At 72.0% G+C, this 13,996-nt stretch carries 16 protein-coding genes and 4 tRNA genes; 11 read left to right on the forward strand and 9 right to left on the reverse strand.

The features are described 5' to 3' along the window. Window positions 1-14: 14 nt before the first annotated feature. From SHK17_RS18415 to SHK17_RS18430, 4 genes are all read right to left on the reverse strand, one after another. A complete protein-coding gene (locus SHK17_RS18415; RefSeq protein WP_172267024.1) occupies window positions 15-989 on the reverse strand; it encodes a phosphate ABC transporter substrate-binding protein PstS family protein in 975 nt (324 codons plus the stop codon). A gap of 214 nt (window positions 990-1,203) precedes the next feature. Then, complete coding sequence (locus tag SHK17_RS18420) at window positions 1,204-2,061, reverse strand: NUDIX hydrolase (RefSeq protein ID WP_322920278.1); 858 nt, start codon at window positions 2,059-2,061, stop codon at window positions 1,204-1,206. A gap of 69 nt (window positions 2,062-2,130) precedes the next feature. Continuing rightward, window positions 2,131-2,304, reverse strand: a complete 174-nt coding sequence (locus tag SHK17_RS18425; RefSeq protein WP_172267030.1) for a hypothetical protein — start codon at window positions 2,302-2,304, stop codon at window positions 2,131-2,133. A gap of 209 nt (window positions 2,305-2,513) precedes the next feature. Continuing rightward, the gene (locus tag SHK17_RS18430) at window positions 2,514-2,717 is read right to left on the reverse strand and encodes a cold-shock protein (protein ID WP_045548871.1); all 204 of its coding nucleotides are present in this window, start codon (window positions 2,715-2,717) and stop codon (window positions 2,514-2,516) included. A 283-nt stretch (window positions 2,718-3,000) separates the two neighbouring features. Between SHK17_RS18430 and SHK17_RS18435 the strand changes: the two genes are divergently transcribed. Further along, window positions 3,001-4,515: a M81 family metallopeptidase gene (locus SHK17_RS18435; protein ID WP_322920279.1), complete on the forward strand. Its 1,515-nt coding sequence runs from the start codon at window positions 3,001-3,003 to the stop codon at window positions 4,513-4,515. A 3-nt stretch (window positions 4,516-4,518) separates the two neighbouring features. Here the strand turns inward: SHK17_RS18435 and SHK17_RS18440 are convergent, their stop codons facing one another. Continuing rightward, on the reverse strand, window positions 4,519-5,277 hold the full coding sequence (locus tag SHK17_RS18440) for a copper homeostasis protein CutC (RefSeq protein WP_172267035.1): 759 nt from the start codon (window positions 5,275-5,277) through the stop codon (window positions 4,519-4,521). Window positions 5,278-5,353: 76 nt separating this feature from the next. Here SHK17_RS18440 and SHK17_RS18445 point away from each other — a divergent pair, with 76 nt between their 5' ends. The 3 genes from SHK17_RS18445 (at window position 5,354) to SHK17_RS18455 (ending at window position 6,411) form a co-directional block, all read left to right on the forward strand. After that, a complete protein-coding gene (locus SHK17_RS18445) occupies window positions 5,354-5,725 on the forward strand; it encodes a universal stress protein (RefSeq protein ID WP_322920280.1) in 372 nt (123 codons plus the stop codon). 17 nt (window positions 5,726-5,742) lie between these two features. Next, window positions 5,743-6,252: a GNAT family N-acetyltransferase gene (locus SHK17_RS18450; protein ID WP_322920281.1), complete on the forward strand. Its 510-nt coding sequence runs from the start codon at window positions 5,743-5,745 to the stop codon at window positions 6,250-6,252. Between the two features lie 86 nt (window positions 6,253-6,338). Further along, window positions 6,339-6,411 (forward strand) — tRNA-Lys (locus SHK17_RS18455). A 79-nt stretch (window positions 6,412-6,490) separates the two neighbouring features. Here the strand turns inward: SHK17_RS18455 and SHK17_RS18460 are convergent. After that, window positions 6,491-7,975, reverse strand: coding sequence for an NAD(P)/FAD-dependent oxidoreductase (locus SHK17_RS18460; RefSeq protein ID WP_322423267.1), 1,485 nt, complete (start codon window positions 7,973-7,975; stop codon window positions 6,491-6,493). A 212-nt stretch (window positions 7,976-8,187) separates the two neighbouring features. On the opposite strand from SHK17_RS18460, the gene SHK17_RS18465 reads away from it, so the two are divergent. Genes SHK17_RS18465 through SHK17_RS18475 form a run of 3 tightly spaced genes read left to right on the forward strand, consistent with a single transcriptional unit; the run spans window position 8,188 to window position 9,847 of the window. Beyond that, the gene (locus tag SHK17_RS18465) at window positions 8,188-9,126 is read left to right on the forward strand and encodes an ATP-binding protein (protein ID WP_322920282.1); all 939 of its coding nucleotides are present in this window, start codon (window positions 8,188-8,190) and stop codon (window positions 9,124-9,126) included. Beyond that, window positions 9,123-9,518 (forward strand): FluC/FEX family fluoride channel, encoded by a 396-nt coding sequence (locus SHK17_RS18470; protein WP_322920283.1) that lies wholly within the window; start codon window positions 9,123-9,125, stop codon window positions 9,516-9,518. The genes SHK17_RS18465 and SHK17_RS18470 overlap by 4 nt, the downstream gene beginning before the upstream one ends. After that, the gene (locus SHK17_RS18475; protein WP_322920284.1) at window positions 9,515-9,847 is read left to right on the forward strand and encodes a fluoride efflux transporter FluC; all 333 of its coding nucleotides are present in this window, start codon (window positions 9,515-9,517) and stop codon (window positions 9,845-9,847) included. Before SHK17_RS18470 ends, SHK17_RS18475 begins: the two co-directional genes overlap by 4 nt. Before the next feature lie 40 nt (window positions 9,848-9,887). Here SHK17_RS18475 and SHK17_RS18480 read toward each other — a convergent pair whose 3' ends face one another. The 3 genes from SHK17_RS18480 to SHK17_RS18490 form a co-directional block, all read right to left on the reverse strand. Beyond that, window positions 9,888-10,241 (reverse strand): metallopeptidase family protein, encoded by a 354-nt coding sequence (locus tag SHK17_RS18480; RefSeq protein ID WP_172267054.1) that lies wholly within the window; start codon window positions 10,239-10,241, stop codon window positions 9,888-9,890. 92 nt (window positions 10,242-10,333) lie between these two features. Next, window positions 10,334-10,410 (reverse strand) — tRNA-Asp (locus SHK17_RS18485). A 92-nt stretch (window positions 10,411-10,502) separates the two neighbouring features. After that, window positions 10,503-10,575 (reverse strand) — tRNA-Glu (locus SHK17_RS18490). A 148-nt stretch (window positions 10,576-10,723) separates the two neighbouring features. Here SHK17_RS18490 and SHK17_RS18495 point away from each other — a divergent pair. The 4 genes from SHK17_RS18495 to SHK17_RS18510 all read left to right on the forward strand — a co-directional run bounded on the left by SHK17_RS18495 (window position 10,724) and on the right by SHK17_RS18510 (window position 13,970). After that, window positions 10,724-11,116 (forward strand): response regulator, encoded by a 393-nt coding sequence (locus tag SHK17_RS18495; RefSeq protein WP_322920285.1) that lies wholly within the window; start codon window positions 10,724-10,726, stop codon window positions 11,114-11,116. 292 nt (window positions 11,117-11,408) lie between these two features. After that, a complete protein-coding gene (locus tag SHK17_RS18500) occupies window positions 11,409-12,524 on the forward strand; it encodes a cytochrome P450 (RefSeq protein ID WP_322920286.1) in 1,116 nt (371 codons plus the stop codon). Beyond that, complete coding sequence (locus SHK17_RS18505) at window positions 12,521-13,840, forward strand: sensor histidine kinase (protein ID WP_322920287.1); 1,320 nt, start codon at window positions 12,521-12,523, stop codon at window positions 13,838-13,840. The genes SHK17_RS18500 and SHK17_RS18505 overlap by 4 nt, the downstream gene beginning before the upstream one ends. A 56-nt stretch (window positions 13,841-13,896) precedes the next feature. Next, window positions 13,897-13,970, forward strand: a tRNA-Phe gene (locus SHK17_RS18510). Window positions 13,971-13,996: the final 26 nt, after the last annotated feature.

Below are 13,996 nucleotides of genomic sequence, written 5' to 3' on the forward strand. Positions count from 1 at the left end.
GATCAGGCCTGGCTTCAGGAACCGAGGGACTCGAGAGCGGACTGCGTCTCCGAGTAGAGCTCGTCGCTCAGCGGGATGAACTGACCGATCTCGGCGATGTCCGCGAGGTTCTCGATGTAGAAGTCGACATAGGCCTTCGTCGCCTCGTTGTCGGTGTACTTCGCGTTGTTGACGTAGATGAAGAGCGGGCGGGCCAGAGGCGTGTACTCGCCGGCCTGAGCGGTCTCGGCGGAGGGCTCGACGCAGCCGTTGCCGTCGTCGATCGACAGCGCCTTCAGCGTGTCCTGGTTCTCCTCGTAGTAGGTGTAGCCGAAGAAGCCGACCGCACCCTCGGTGCCCCCGACGCCCTGGACCAGCACGTTGTCGTCCTCGGAGGACTCGACGTCGTCGCGCAGCGTCTCCGACTCGTCACCGACGACGTCGGCGGCCATGTAGTCGTAGGTGCCGGAGTCGGTGCCCGGGAAGAAGAAGGAGATCTCCTGGTCGGGGAAGCTCGGGTCGATCTCGTTCCAGTTGGTGGCCTTCGACTGCGGGCCGACGAGGTCGATGAGCTGGTCCGTGGTGAGGCAGTCGACCTCGAGGTCGGGGTGGACCGCAACCGTCAGGGCGTCGGTGGCGACCTGGAGCTCGGTGTACTCGATCCCGTTCTCCTCGCACACCGCGACCTCGTCCTCCTCGATGGGACGCGAGGCGTCGGAGATGTCGGTGTCGCCCGTGCAGAAGACCTCGAACCCGCCACCGGTGCCGGCCTCGCCGACGGTGACCTGGATCTCGGGGTTCTCCTCGTTGAGCAGCTCCTGCGCCGCCACGCTCATCGGGTAGACGGTCGACGAGCCGTCGACGGCGACGCTGCCGCTGACGCCGCTGGACGAGCCACCCGACTCGCCACCGTCGGATGCGCCGGCGTCGCCGCCGCCGCAGGCGGCCAGGGTGATGGCCAGGACGGCCGCACCGGACGCGGTGGCCCAGCGGTGAGAAGTGCGCTTCACTTCGTTACTCCTGAAGATCTCGGTGTGTTGACAGCGAGGACGCTAAGCAGGGCAGGAGAACGACCGCGGCGCCGTCGGTGAACGCGCGGTGAACTCGGCTGGACCGGTTGGCGTCACCCATTCGGGCGTGAGACGACGATCACATGAACTCGCCCGGCCGGGCTTGACGAACACGGACGAGCGGGTCTAGAGGTGCCGCCCGAGCAGCCAAGCGTCAGGGATCGACGACCTCGGTGGCCACGACCTTGCCCTTGCGGTGGTGGACCACCAGCATCGAGCCCGGCTCCAGGCTGACGTCGGGCACCTGCAGGGCGTCCAGCACGGTCGGCAGCACCGGGCGGTGGGTGCAGAGCACCGCGGCCTCGTCGCCGTCGAGCAGGTCGTCGACCAGCCCGACGACGCCGTCGACCGAGGAGTCCTCCTCGCTGAGCTCGTCGTAGAGCTTCACCGGCCAGCCGGTGGTGTCGACGTACGGCGCCACCGTCTGCGTGCAGCGGGTGCTCGAGGAGGAGTGCACGGCCGTCACGTCGAAGGCGGCGAGCAGCGGCACCAGCCGCTGGGCCTGGACCTCGCCGACGCGGAGCAGCGGCCGCAGCCGGTCGTCCCCGCGCCACGCGGCGCGGGACCTGGCCTTGCCGTGCCGCAGCACGACGAGGGCGCGCGTACGACGCCGCAGCGGCCGGGCCTCGGCGAGCGTCTCGCGGTCGTGGGGATAGGTGAGCCGCACGACCGCCTCCGACCAGTCGACCCACTCGACCCGGTCGATCTCGTCGTTGGGGCAGTAGCGGCTGACGTCGTCGCTACCGACCGCGCGGGCGGTCCAGTAGGCGACGGACTTCCACCGGCCGTTGGTGAGCCGGTAGCGCTGCGGCGACAGGGCCGGGCCCAGCCGGACGTGCAGCCCGGTCTCCTCGGCCACCTCGCGCACGGCCGCGGTCACGGCGTGCTCGCCGGGGTCGAGCTTGCCCTTGGGGAAGGACCAGTCGTCGTACTTGGGACGGTGCACCAGCAGCACGTCACCGCCCCTGCGCGTCACCACGGCACCGGCAGCGCGCACGTCGCGGGGCTCCATGGACGTAGTCTCACACCTCGCCGCCGGCCTGAGGAGACCCCGTCCCGAGGCAGGGCGCGCGCAGGCGGATCAGGAGCCGGAGGAGTCCTGGCGGGGCTTGGGGATGACCCCGAGCAGCTGGTCGATCTGCTCCTGCGAGAGGTGCTCGTCGGACTCGCTCGCGGCGATGATGAGCGTCGTGGTGAGCTCGACCTCGCCGAGGAGGTCGCCGTCCTCGAGGGTCACGTCGAACTGGTCGTGCACGTCACCCTCCCCTTTGTCGCGTTCGGTGCTCCGATCACCCAAGTCTAGGCGTCCCAGCCAAGTCTGGCGGAGAGCCACGACCGGCGGAATGACCCGAACGTGCTACTCGTGTGCGTAGTCTGCCCCGAAATGGAATCCGGCCCCACCCCTAAAGAGGGGATGGGGCCGAACTCGCGATCAGGTCTGGAACAGGTCCAGCCTTCTGCCGATCAGAGCGGGCGGACGTTCTCCGCCTGCGGGCCCTTCGGGCCCTGGGTGACGTCGAACTCGACCTTCTGGTTCTCGTCCAGCGACTTGTAGCCGTTGGTCTGGATGGCCGAGTAGTGCACGAAGACGTCGTCGCCGCCGTCCTCCTGCGCAATGAAGCCGAAACCCTTCTCGGCGTTGAACCACTTCACGGTGCCTTGAGCCATGTGCTCGGTACTCCTGTTATCGGAACGAGAAGCCGTCACTTCGACGACTCCGCACCAAGTGCGGTGACACGTCGCTCCGACTCACAAGCTGGAGGGCCCGAAGATGGAAACGCCGTTGGATCACAAACTCCGCGGGCGTCAACCTGCTGGAACTTGCACCTGTTGCGCCACGAACACTACCAACAAATCGCCGCACGTCACCGTCTGAGAACCACCTGTTCGTGAACGTTGGGCCAACGGGGCCGCCGCGCCGGGGCCAGCGCCCACCTGTCACGATCGGCCGGTGACCACGCCGACCCGTCCGCCGGCCCTCCCGCGGGTCGCGGTCTGCGGGATCAGCCTCGAGGCCTCCACGTTCTCGCCGGCCCTCACCACGGCGGCGATGCTCGCGCCCCGTCGCGGACGCGAGGTGCTGGACGCGTGGGACTTCTGGCGCCCCGGCGGCTCGCTGGCCGACCGCGCCGAGTGGATCGGCATCCTGCAGGCACGGAACATCGCGGGCGGCGCGATCCCGGCCGACGACCACGCCCTCCTGAAGGCCGAGATCCTCGCCGGCCTCGTCGCCGCGATCGCCGAGGCACCGCTCGACGGCGTGGTCCTCGACATCCACGGCGCGGCGAGCGTGGTCGGCCTCGACGACATGGAGGGTGACCTCGCCGTGGCGGTGCGGGCGGTCGTCGGTCCGGACTGCCTGATCAGCAGCGGGATGGACCTGCACGGCAACGTGTCCCGCACCCTGGCCGGGACGGTGGACCTGCTGACGACGTACCGCACCGCCCCCCACGTGGACTGGCAGGAGACCAAGGAGCGCGCGGCCCGCAACCTGCTCGACCGGCTCGCCCTGCCGCCCGGTCGGCGGCGTCCGGCCAAGGCCTGGGTGCCGGTGCCGATCCTGCTGCCGGGCGAGATGACCAGCACCCGCCAGGAGCCGGCGACGAGCCTCTACGCCCGGGTCCCCGAGATCGAGGCGCTGGACGGGATCCTCGACGCCGGGATCTGGATCGGCTACCCGTGGGCGGACGAGCCGCGCAACTGCGCGGTCGTCATGGTGATCGGCGACGACGCCGGCCGCGCGACGAGGGAGGCCGCCGCGCTGGCCCGCGAGCTCTGGGCCCGGCGCGAGGAGTTCGGCTTCGTCGCGCCCACCGGCACGCTGGCGGAGGTGCTCGCGCGGGCCGTCGCCGCCCCGACGGGGCCCTTCGTCATCTCCGACTCCGGCGACAACCCGACCGCCGGCGGCGCGGGTGACGTCACCTGGACCCTCGCGGCGCTGCTCGCCAGCGAGGAGCTGGCAGCCAGCGGCAAGCGCGCGATCTACGCCTCCATCCCCGACGCGCCGGCGGCGCTCGCGGCCGCCGAGGTGGGCGTCGGGGCGGACGTACGCCTCACGCTGGGCGCCCGGATCGACCCGCGGCCGGCCCCACCCGTCCAGGTGTCGGGCCGGGTCGTGGCGGTCGTGCCCTCGGAGGACAACGTCGAGGTCGTCGTGCGCACGCCCGCGGTGGACGTGGTCGTGACCCGGCGCCGGCGGCCCTACCACCTCGAGTCGGACTTCACGCGGCTCGGGCTGGACCCGCGCACCGCCGACATCGTCGTGGTGAAGATCGGCTACCTCGAGCCGGAGCTGTTCGACCTGGCGGCGGACTGGATGCTGGCGCTGACCCCGGGCGGTGTCGACCAGCACCTGTCCCGGCTCGGCCACCGCCGCGTCCGACGACCGATGTTCCCCCTCGACGACGTGTCGTCGGTCGACCCGGTGGCGGACGCCGTGCTGTTCCCCGGTGACACCGGGGGCTGAGGATCAGCGGCCGAGCGCCGCCATCACGTCGGCCAGCACCGCCGCGCTCGTCACGCTGCGACTCCCCTCGTCGTAGCCCGCCGACACCCCGGTGGACACCACCGTCCCCGGCGCCCGCAGGTGCACCTCGCGCGCCCCGGTCTCCGTGACGACCTGCGCGACGTTGCCCGGGCGCACGCCGCCACCGACCGCGATCCTCACGTCGTCGCCACCTCGCCGCACGAGGTCGGCGAGGAGCGGCAGGTGGTCCACCGCGGGACCGGCGCCGCCGGACGTCAGCACCCTCGTCACGCCGAGGTCGCCGAGCAGGCGCAGCGCCGAGGGCTTGTCCGGCACGGAGTCGAAGGCCTTGTGGAAGGTGACCGGTGCGTCCGCGCTGGCGGCGACGAGGCGTCGTACGGCGTCGGCGTCGACGGTGCCGTCGGGGGTCAGCGTGCCGACCACGAAGCCGAGCCGCACCGAGCCGTCCGCGGACGCGCGGACCGCCTCGATGTCGGCCACCATCACGTCGACCTCCTGCTCGGAGTGCACGAAGTCCCCGGCGCGGACCCGCACGAGCACGCGGATCTCGAGTCCGGGTGCGTGCGCGGCGCAGTGGTGGACGAACCCGAGCGTGGGCGTCGTGCCGCCGTCGACGAGGCCGGCGCATACCTCCAGCGCGTCGGCACCCGCCTCGGCGGCGAGCCGCGCTCCCCCGACGTCCTCGAGGCAGATCTCCACCAGGGTCTCGGCCAGGGGTGCGGCAAGGCGTGCGGCGGTCATGGACCCACGCTATGCCCGGGTGCTCGGTCCACTACGTTCGTGCCCGACCCCGACCCCGTCCCGAGCAGGAGAGCCCGTGAGCGTCCTCGTCTTCTACAAGCCCACCCCCGAGGGCGCCGAGGCCATCCGGGCCGGCGCGACCCAGGCGGCCTTCCACCGCACGGACCTCGTCGTGCACAACGTGCCCCTGGACGCGGCCGAGGAGGAGAAGGTCGTGGCCCTGGCCTCGGGCGCCGCCACCGGTGCCGGGGTGCCGCTCCGGACCGTCCCCGAGCCTGCCGACGGCTCTCCCGTCGACGCGTTCCTCGCCGCCGCCGAGACGGCGGGCGTGGAGCTGCTCGTGCTCGGGATCCGCCACCGCACGCAGGTCGGGAAGCTGATCATGGGCAGCACCGAGCAGCAGATCCTGCTGGACGCCCCGCGACCGGTGCTCGCGGTCAAGGCCTGACCGGGAGCCCGGGTCCCGTGCGGCACCACGTGGAGGTGAGCCTGCCGGCGACCCTCGAGCTCTCCGACCGGTCGGTCACCCTGCGCCGGGCGACTTCCGGCGACCTGTCGGCCGTCGTCGCGCTGCTGAGCGACGACCCGCTCGGCGCGACCCGGGACGGACCCACCGTCGACGGCGGGCTGACGCCGTACGTCACCGCGTTCGAGGCGATCGACGCCGATCCCGCCCAGCTCCTCGTCGTCGCGGAGGCCGAGGGCCGGGTGGTCGCCACGATGCAGCTGTCGTTCATCCCCGGCCTGTCCCGCCGCGGTGCGCTGCGGGCGCAGGTGGAGGGCGTACGCGTGCACGCCGACCTGCGCGGCAGCGGCCTCGGACGGGCCATGCTGACCTGGGCGGTCGACGAGGCGCGCACACGCGGGTGCGCACTGGTGCAGCTGACGAGCGACAAGCAGCGCACGCGGGCGCACGGGTTCTACGAGGAGCTCGGCTTCGTGCCCTCGCACGAGGGCTTCAAGCTGTCCCTCTGACCGGGCCGGCCAGCCTCCTCTGAGAGGATGCGCCTCAAGGTGTGAGGTCGCGCCGGGCGCTCGTCGCGCGGACGCACCCCTCCCCCGGGCCTCTAGCTCAATGGGTAGAGCAGCGGACTTTTAATCCGTTGGTTCAGGGTTCGAGCCCCTGGAGGCCTACCGCGCAGCACTCGCTCGACGCGGGCAGGCCCGGACCGCCGGGCCTCAGCCCGGCGGCTCCGGGTCGAGCGGCTGCCGGTCAGGCGCCGCCGACGCGGTCGGCCGGCACGCCGCGGGCGCCGGAGTCGGTGAGCTGCGACTCGCGCTCGGCGGCCTGCTCGAGCTCCTGGCGCCGGGTCTCCACCATCATCGCCCGCGTGGCGTCGTAGATGCCGGGGTCGCTCACCAGGTCGGCGGCACCGCGACGCAGCCGGGCCAGCGCGGCACGCGCGAAGATCTGCTGCTCGGTGGTGGTGCGCTCGGACCGGTTGTTGCTGATGAACGTGATCGCCCACCGCATCAGCGCGGAGACCTGGTTCTTGAAGCCGGTGAGGTAGACGAGGTGGACCCCGAGCCACATCAGCCAGGCGACGATGCCGGTGAGCCGGAGCTTGCCGACCATCGCGACCGCGCGGAACCGGCTGATGATGGCCATCGAGCCCTTGTCGAAGTACTTGAACGGCGGCTGCGGCTGCTTGCCCTCGACGCGGTTGCGGATCTCCTTCGCGGCGTACTTCGCGCCCTGGATCGCGACCTGTGCGACGCCGGGGAGGTTGTCGAGGGCGATCATGTCGCCGACGACGAACACCTCGGGGTGCCCGGGGAGGGTGAGGTCGGGGTTGACCGAGATCCGGCCCGCGCGGTCCAGCGGCGCGCCGCTCTGCTCCGACAGCGTCCTGCCCAGCGCGTTGGCCTGCACGCCGGCGGCCCAGATCTTGGCGACCGAGTTGATCCGCTCGACCCGGCCGTCCTTGAACTTGACCTCGAGGCCGCGCTCGTCGACGTCGGTGACCATCGCGCCGAGCATGACCTCGACACCGAGCTTCTCGAGCTCGCGCTGGGCCTTGGCGCCGAGCTTGGCGCCGAAGGGCGGCAGCACCTGGCCGGCCGCGTCGATGAGCACGACGCGGGCGTGGCGGGTGTTGATCGCCCGGAAGTCCTTGTTGAGGGTGCGGTGCGCGAGCTCGGCGATCTGGCCGGCCATCTCCACACCGGTCGGTCCGGCACCCACCACGACGAAGGTCAGGAGGTGGTCGACGTCGTCGCCGCGCGTGGCGCCGAGCTCGGCCATCTCGAAGGCGCCGAAGATGCGCCCGCGCAGCTCCAGGGCGTCGTCGATGCTCTTCATGCCGGGGGCGAACTCGGCGAAGTGGTCGTTGCCGAAGTAGGACTGGCCGGCGCCGGCGGCGACCAGCAGCGAGTCGTACGACGTCACGGTGTCGCGGCCGAGCACCTGCGAGGTGACGGTGCGGGCCGTCAGGTCGATGCCGGTGACCTCGCCGAGGATGACCCGCGCGTTGTCCTGGCCGCTGAGGACCTCGCGGGTGGGCGGTGCGATCTCGCCCTCGGAGAGGATGCCCGTCGCCACCTGGTAGAGCAGCGGCTGGAAGAGGTGGTGGGTGGTCTTCGCGATGACCGTCACGTCCACGTCGGCCCGTCGCAGCGCCTTGGTGCCGAAGAGCCCGCCGAAGCCGGATCCGATCACCACCACCTTGTGGCGGTGGGAGTCCTGCGTCGAGGTCATGGATGCTCCTGGTGTCGTAGGTGCGCTCACTGGTTCCGCTGTACCCATTCTCCTCCGCGCAGCACCGACCGCGAAACGCCGGGCGCGTCTTCTTGCTCACACCCCACTACCCAGCGCCCCGAGAAACTATGGTGTGGTCGAGGTTTGAAGCACCCGACACCGGGTAGAGACAGCCCCACTGGACTGTCGACACCCCCCTGAAAAGAGTCCCAGTGCCGCTGAGCTCCGAGTTGACGCTGGCGTCGTCGCCGCGCGCTGCGGCCGACGCGCGTCGCTGGGTCGGTCAGGTCTGCCACCGGCTCGAGCGTCCCGACCTCGTCGAGTGCGCCGAGCTGGGCGTCTCCGAGCTCGTCGCCAACGCCCTGCTCCACGCCACCGCCCCCTACAAGGTCCGCGTGCGGGGCACGGCCACGCACCCGCGCATCGAGGTCGTCGACGGGTCCCCGGTCCCGCCCGTGCCGCCGGCCCCTGTCGAGGTCGACGACCTCGACCTGCTGCTCACCTTCGGCCGCGGCCTGTCGATGGTCGCGCAGTGCGCCGTGGCATGGGGCGCCACGATCGAGTCCGACGGCAAGATCGTGTGGTTCGAGCCCGCGCCCGAGGTCAGCGAGGACGCGGCCGCCGAGTGGGTGATCGACCAGCACGACCAGATGCCGCCGGAGCCGACCAGCGAGGCCACGGTCGAGGTGCGCCTCGTCGGCGTGGACGTGCCGCTGCACGCGAGCCTGCGCCGGCAGTACCACGAGCTGCGGCGCGAGCTGCGCCTGCTCTCGCTCTCGCACCAGTCCGACTACCCCCTCGCCGGCGACCTGACCGCGATGTTCACCAACTTCGAGCGGCAGTTCCCCGACTCCTACCGCGACCAGCTCCGCGCCGCCGAGTCGCAGGGGCTGCACCAGGTCGACGTCAGCTTCCCGATGATGCGTGAGGCCGGGCCGATCTTCGTCACGATGACGGAGATGTTCGACGTCGCCGACGCCTTCTGCAAGGCCGAGCGGCTGCTCTCGATGGCCCGCACCTCGGCACAGCGGTCCCTGCACAACTGGCTCCTCGGCGAGCTCGTCCACCAGCTCGACGGCGCCGGCGCGCAGCCGTGGCCCGGCCATCCCGACACCGACACCGGCCCGCCCATGGCCAGCCAGGTCGGGTGACCACCCGCCGCTCGTCCGACCTGGCCCTCGTCGCGGCGGGTGGTGGTGCGGGCGCGCTGCTGCGCCTCGCGGTCGACACGGTGGCACCCGACACGCTCGTCCCGTGGCCGACGCTGGCGATCAACGTGGTGGGAGCGTTCGTGCTCGGCGTGCTGCCCGCGCTGGCCGTCGTACGCCGCTCGCCCCGCGTCGCGGTGACGCTGGGGCCGGGATTCCTGGGCGGCTTCACCACGGTGTCGGCGTGGGCCGGAGAGGTCCGCGAGCTCGCCGCCTCGGGGCACGTCGCCACGGCCGGCGCCTACCTCGTCGGCACGCTCGCAGCCGGTCTGCTCGCTGCCGCGCTGGGACGGCGGCTCGCCCGGCCGCGCGAGCCCGAGGAGGTCCTGCGGTGACGGCGCTCCTGGTCGCGCTGGGCGCCGCTGTCGGCGCCCCGCTGCGCTTCGCGCTGTCGAGGCTCGACGGCACCTTCCCCACCGGGATGCTGCTGGTCAACACGGTGGGGTCCGGGCTGTTCGGCGTCTTCGCCGCGCTGACCCTGGGCGACGCCGCCTGGGCGCTGCTCGGCACGGGATTCTGCGGCGCCTTCACGTCGTTCTCGTCCTTCGCCGTACAGGCGGTCGAGCGTCCGTCGGCCGTCGGAGGGACATATGTCGTCGCCACCACCGTGCTGTCCATCGCCGCATGCGCGGTCGGATGGACCGGGGTCACCCTTCTGGGCTAGGCCACTTGGTTAAATCTTGACGATCGTCAAGGTGCGAGGGCTAGCCCCAGCCGAGCTCGTGGAGCCGCGCGTCGTCGAGACCGAAGTGGTGGGCGACCTCGTGCACGACGGTGATCCGCACCTCCTCCTCGAGGTCGTCGACCGTGTCGGCCATGTCCAGGAGCGGTCCTCGGAAGAGCAGGATCCGGTCCGGGAGCATGCCGGCGTGGTTGGCCGGCCGCTCCGTCAGCGCCAGCCCGTCGTAGAGCCCCAGGAGGTCCGGGTCGTCGGCCGGCGCCTCCGGCTCGACCAGCACCACGACGTTGTCGACGAGGCGGGCGAGGTCGTCGGGGAGGCCGTCGAGAGCCCGCCCCACCATGGCGTCGAACGCGGCGGGATCCAGGTCGATCGGCATGGCCTCAGCGTAGATAAGCCCCGCAACACGGGCTCAGCGGCCCGAAATGCCGAACAGGGTGAGCCTGTGGCTCACCCTGCTCGGTCATGCGTTGGCGACCCCGACGGGACTCGAACCCGCGGCCTCCGCCGTGACAGGGCGGCGCGCTAACCAACTGCGCTACGGGGCCAGGTGGAACTTCGGTGGAACTGGTGAAGCGGGTGGAACTCTAACCCATGGTCTCCGGCGCCACACAATCGGCGGCACCCTCGCCCCAGGTCGCACCCCCAACCGGATTCGAACCGGCGCTACCGCCGTGAAAGGGCGGGGTCCTGGGCCGCTAGACGATGGGGGCCAGCTCACCGGGCGAGCCCGATCGAGCGTCGACCAGCATAGGGCCACCGCGCTCGGGCCTCCCAACCAACGGGTCCGACCGGGTGATTCGGGACACGACTTCGCAAGACTGCCAGCGATTTGCCACTCGACTTTACTAAACTTGCCGCGTGAGCCAGGAGTCACGGGAGCTGCGCTTCCTCGTCGTCGATGACAACGAGGACATCCGTGACGTCTTCTGCCGGCTCATCGAGCGTGCCGGGCACGTCGCGTCCACCGCCGTCGACGGCCTGGACGCGGTCGAGAAGCTGGAGGTCGAGTCCTTCGACGTGATGCTCCTCGACCTCACCATGCCGCGCATGAACGGCGTCGACGTGGTGCGGTGGCTCCGGGCTCGTCCGGAGGTCGCTCCGACGATGAAGATCGTGGTGATCAGCGCCTGGGCCGGCGAGCACCGAGCCGTCCTCCAGGAGCTGGGAATCGTCACCGTGATGCAGAAACCGCTGCGCATCCAGCAGCTGAGCGACCTGATCGAGCAAACCCTGCGCGACTCGGAGGCCTGAACCCGGCCCTGTCCCCTTTTCCGGGTGCTGGTCCCCGAGTGGTCCAGAGTCCGTGACCCATCCCTGAACGCACCACCGGGTCCCGATCTCTGGAGTGTCACCCCGCGAGCCGTCCGGTTCGCACCAACCCCAACACAACCCTGGAGAACCCCATGATGAAGCGCATCCGCACCCACCTCGACTCCAAGCGTGCCGCCACCCAGCTGCAGGCCGCCTACGCGTGGCGCCCCGCGCCGCCGCGTGGCTGACGCTCGGGGGACTCACCACCCGTGAGGCACCCCTAGTGGTGCACGTGGGCAGCGCCGAGTCGGCCGGTGGCCGACTCGGCGCTGTCCTCTCCGCTCCGCGGACCGGGGCCGTCGCGCTCGGTCCCCACGGCCCCTGGCTGGCCACGACCCCCGGCCTGGCCAAGCGGGTCCTGACCGACCCCGCCTCCTTCGACTTCCCCGGCGACGTCAGCCGCAGCGGCGACCTGTCCGGGAGCACCGGCGACACGCGGTCCGGGCACACGGTCTTCGCGCCCCTGGCCGCCGAGGACGTCGCGCGCGGCCGGGCGGTCTTCGGCGACGAGTGGCGCGCAGCCCTCCTCGCGCACGACCGCTCCGAGCCCGCGACGCCGTACGACGCCATGGCGCTGCTGCGTCGCCCCGTGGCCCGGTCGACCGCCGCCGCCGTGCTCCCGGGCCTCGCCACGCCGGAGCGTGACCTCGTGGCGGACCTCGTCCTCGCCTGGGTTGACGCCCTCGGTCCCGTCATCGCGGCGCGGCGACCGCCGCACCGGTGGAGCCGCGCCCGGCGGGCCGAGCGCGTCACGCGCGTCGCCCTCGAGGACGCGCTCGACCCGGTCGCCGACCGCGACCGGTCCGCCACCCAGCTCGCGACCATGCTGGCGGCCGGGACGCAGGTCCCGGTCGCGGCCGGCGCGTGGCTCATCGCCTGGCTGGCCCAGCACCCGTCGGAGGCGCCGGGAGAGACCGTCGACCCCGTCCACGCGGTGTGGGAGACCCTGCGGCTGACGCCGCCCACCTGGGTCACCGCACGCATCACGACCGCGGACGTCGACCTCGACGGACAGCTCGTCCCGCAGGGCCGCGTCGTCCTGGTCAGCCCCCTCCTCCTGGGCCGCTCGGAGGAGCTGGTGCCCGGCGACGGCGAGCGCCTGGCGGACTTCGACCCCGCCCGCTGGACCGACCCGGACCGGCGCCCGGGCGCGTGGCTCCCGTTCGGCGCGGGACCACACGCGTGCCCGGGCCGTACCCTCGGTCTGGCGCAGCTGGTCCACGTGGCACAGTGGGCCAGCGCCCAGGAAATCGCCCTGGTGGAGGACGTCTCGGTCGACCAGAGTCGGGGCATCCTTCCCTCGCCGTGCCGCTTCACCCTTGCCCCGAGGAGGGGGCCGTCACCGTGACCGAGCATCCCGCCCTGCAGGACACGACTGTCTGCGGGCCGGTCTCCCCGGAGGCCGCCGCCCTCGCCGGCACCATCCTCTCGGGTGCGATCAGCGTGGACGACGGCATCGGCCGGATCGCCACCCACTTCCTCACCGAGCCACGGGTCGAGGCGGTGGTGGCCGCGCTGACCATCTTCGCGCCGGAGGACGCCACGGGCTGGGTGAAGCTCGGCGGGCGGGCGTGGGTGCGCGAGTGGCTGCGAGCGGAGGACGACCGCTCGGTCCTCCCGCCCAGCGGCGCCGGTCCGGACGCGGCGCTGAGCATGCCGTGGGTCTCGCGGCACGCGCGCGCCCACGGGCTGGCCGCCGTCGTGGACAGGTCCGCCATCCCGGAGGAGCGCGACCGCGTCGAGCTCGAGCGGATGCGGGTGCGCAGCCTGGTGGCGACGACCTTCCTCTCGCGAGGCGAGATGTTCGGCAGCATGTCGGTCGTCAGCGGCGACACCGGCTCGTGGCCGCAGACCCTCATCGACGACCTGCGCCTGCTCAACGCCGCCCTGACCTCGCGGATCATGCTGGAGCAGTCCCGGCGGGCGCTGGCCGAGGCCATCGACGCGGGCGCCGAGGCCCAGCTCGGCTACCAGCACTTCTTCGGCTCGGTCGGCCACGAGCTGCGTACGCCCCTCGCGTCGGTCATGGGCTACACCGAGGTGCTCCTCGACGACGCCGAGCACGGGCTCGCGGAGTCGGTGGCGGCGGGCATGCGTCGCGACGGGCCGGTGATGCTCCGCGCCTGCGAGCAGCTGCTCACCATCGTCGACGGACTGCTCGGAGCCGGCCGCGCGCTCGGCAGCGACGACCAGCGCCAGGACGTCTCGGTCGCCGACGCGGTGGCCGACGTCGTCCACTGGCACCGCAACCCGGCCCAGGCCGCCGGCGTCTCGGTCGACGCCGACATCGACCCGGCGGCGACGGCCTGGGCCCACCCGTCCGGCGTGCGCCAGGTGCTCAGCAACCTGCTCGGCAACGCGATCGCCCACCACCGCCCGACGGGCGGGTCGGTCCACCTGTCCACGTCTTCCCTGCTCGGCGAGAGCGGCCGGCCGATGGTGCGCATCATCGTCCGCGACGACGGCCCGGGGCTCACCCCGGAGCAGCTCCAGCACGCCTTCGAGCCGTTCGTGCGCTTCGCCGCGCCCGGCACGACGGGGAGCGGGCTCGGGCTCTCGATGTCCCGCACGATCGCCGAGCGTGACGGCGGAGCGGTGCGCGGGGAGTCGACCGCGGACACCGGCTCGTCGTTCTGGGTCGAGCTGCCGGTGCGCAGGTCCTGAGCCGCGCCGAGCCGATTCCGCACCGCCCCCGTCGCTGTTGTATTCTCGTCCCGCTTGGGCAGGTAGCTCAGTTGGTACGAGCGATCGCCTGAAAAGTGATAGGTCGGCGGTTCGACCCCGCCCCTGCCCACAAGCACAGAAGGGCCCCGACCACGT

This window comes from Nocardioides renjunii (assembly GCF_034661175.1).
Classification (GTDB): domain Bacteria; phylum Actinomycetota; class Actinomycetes; order Propionibacteriales; family Nocardioidaceae; genus Nocardioides; species Nocardioides renjunii.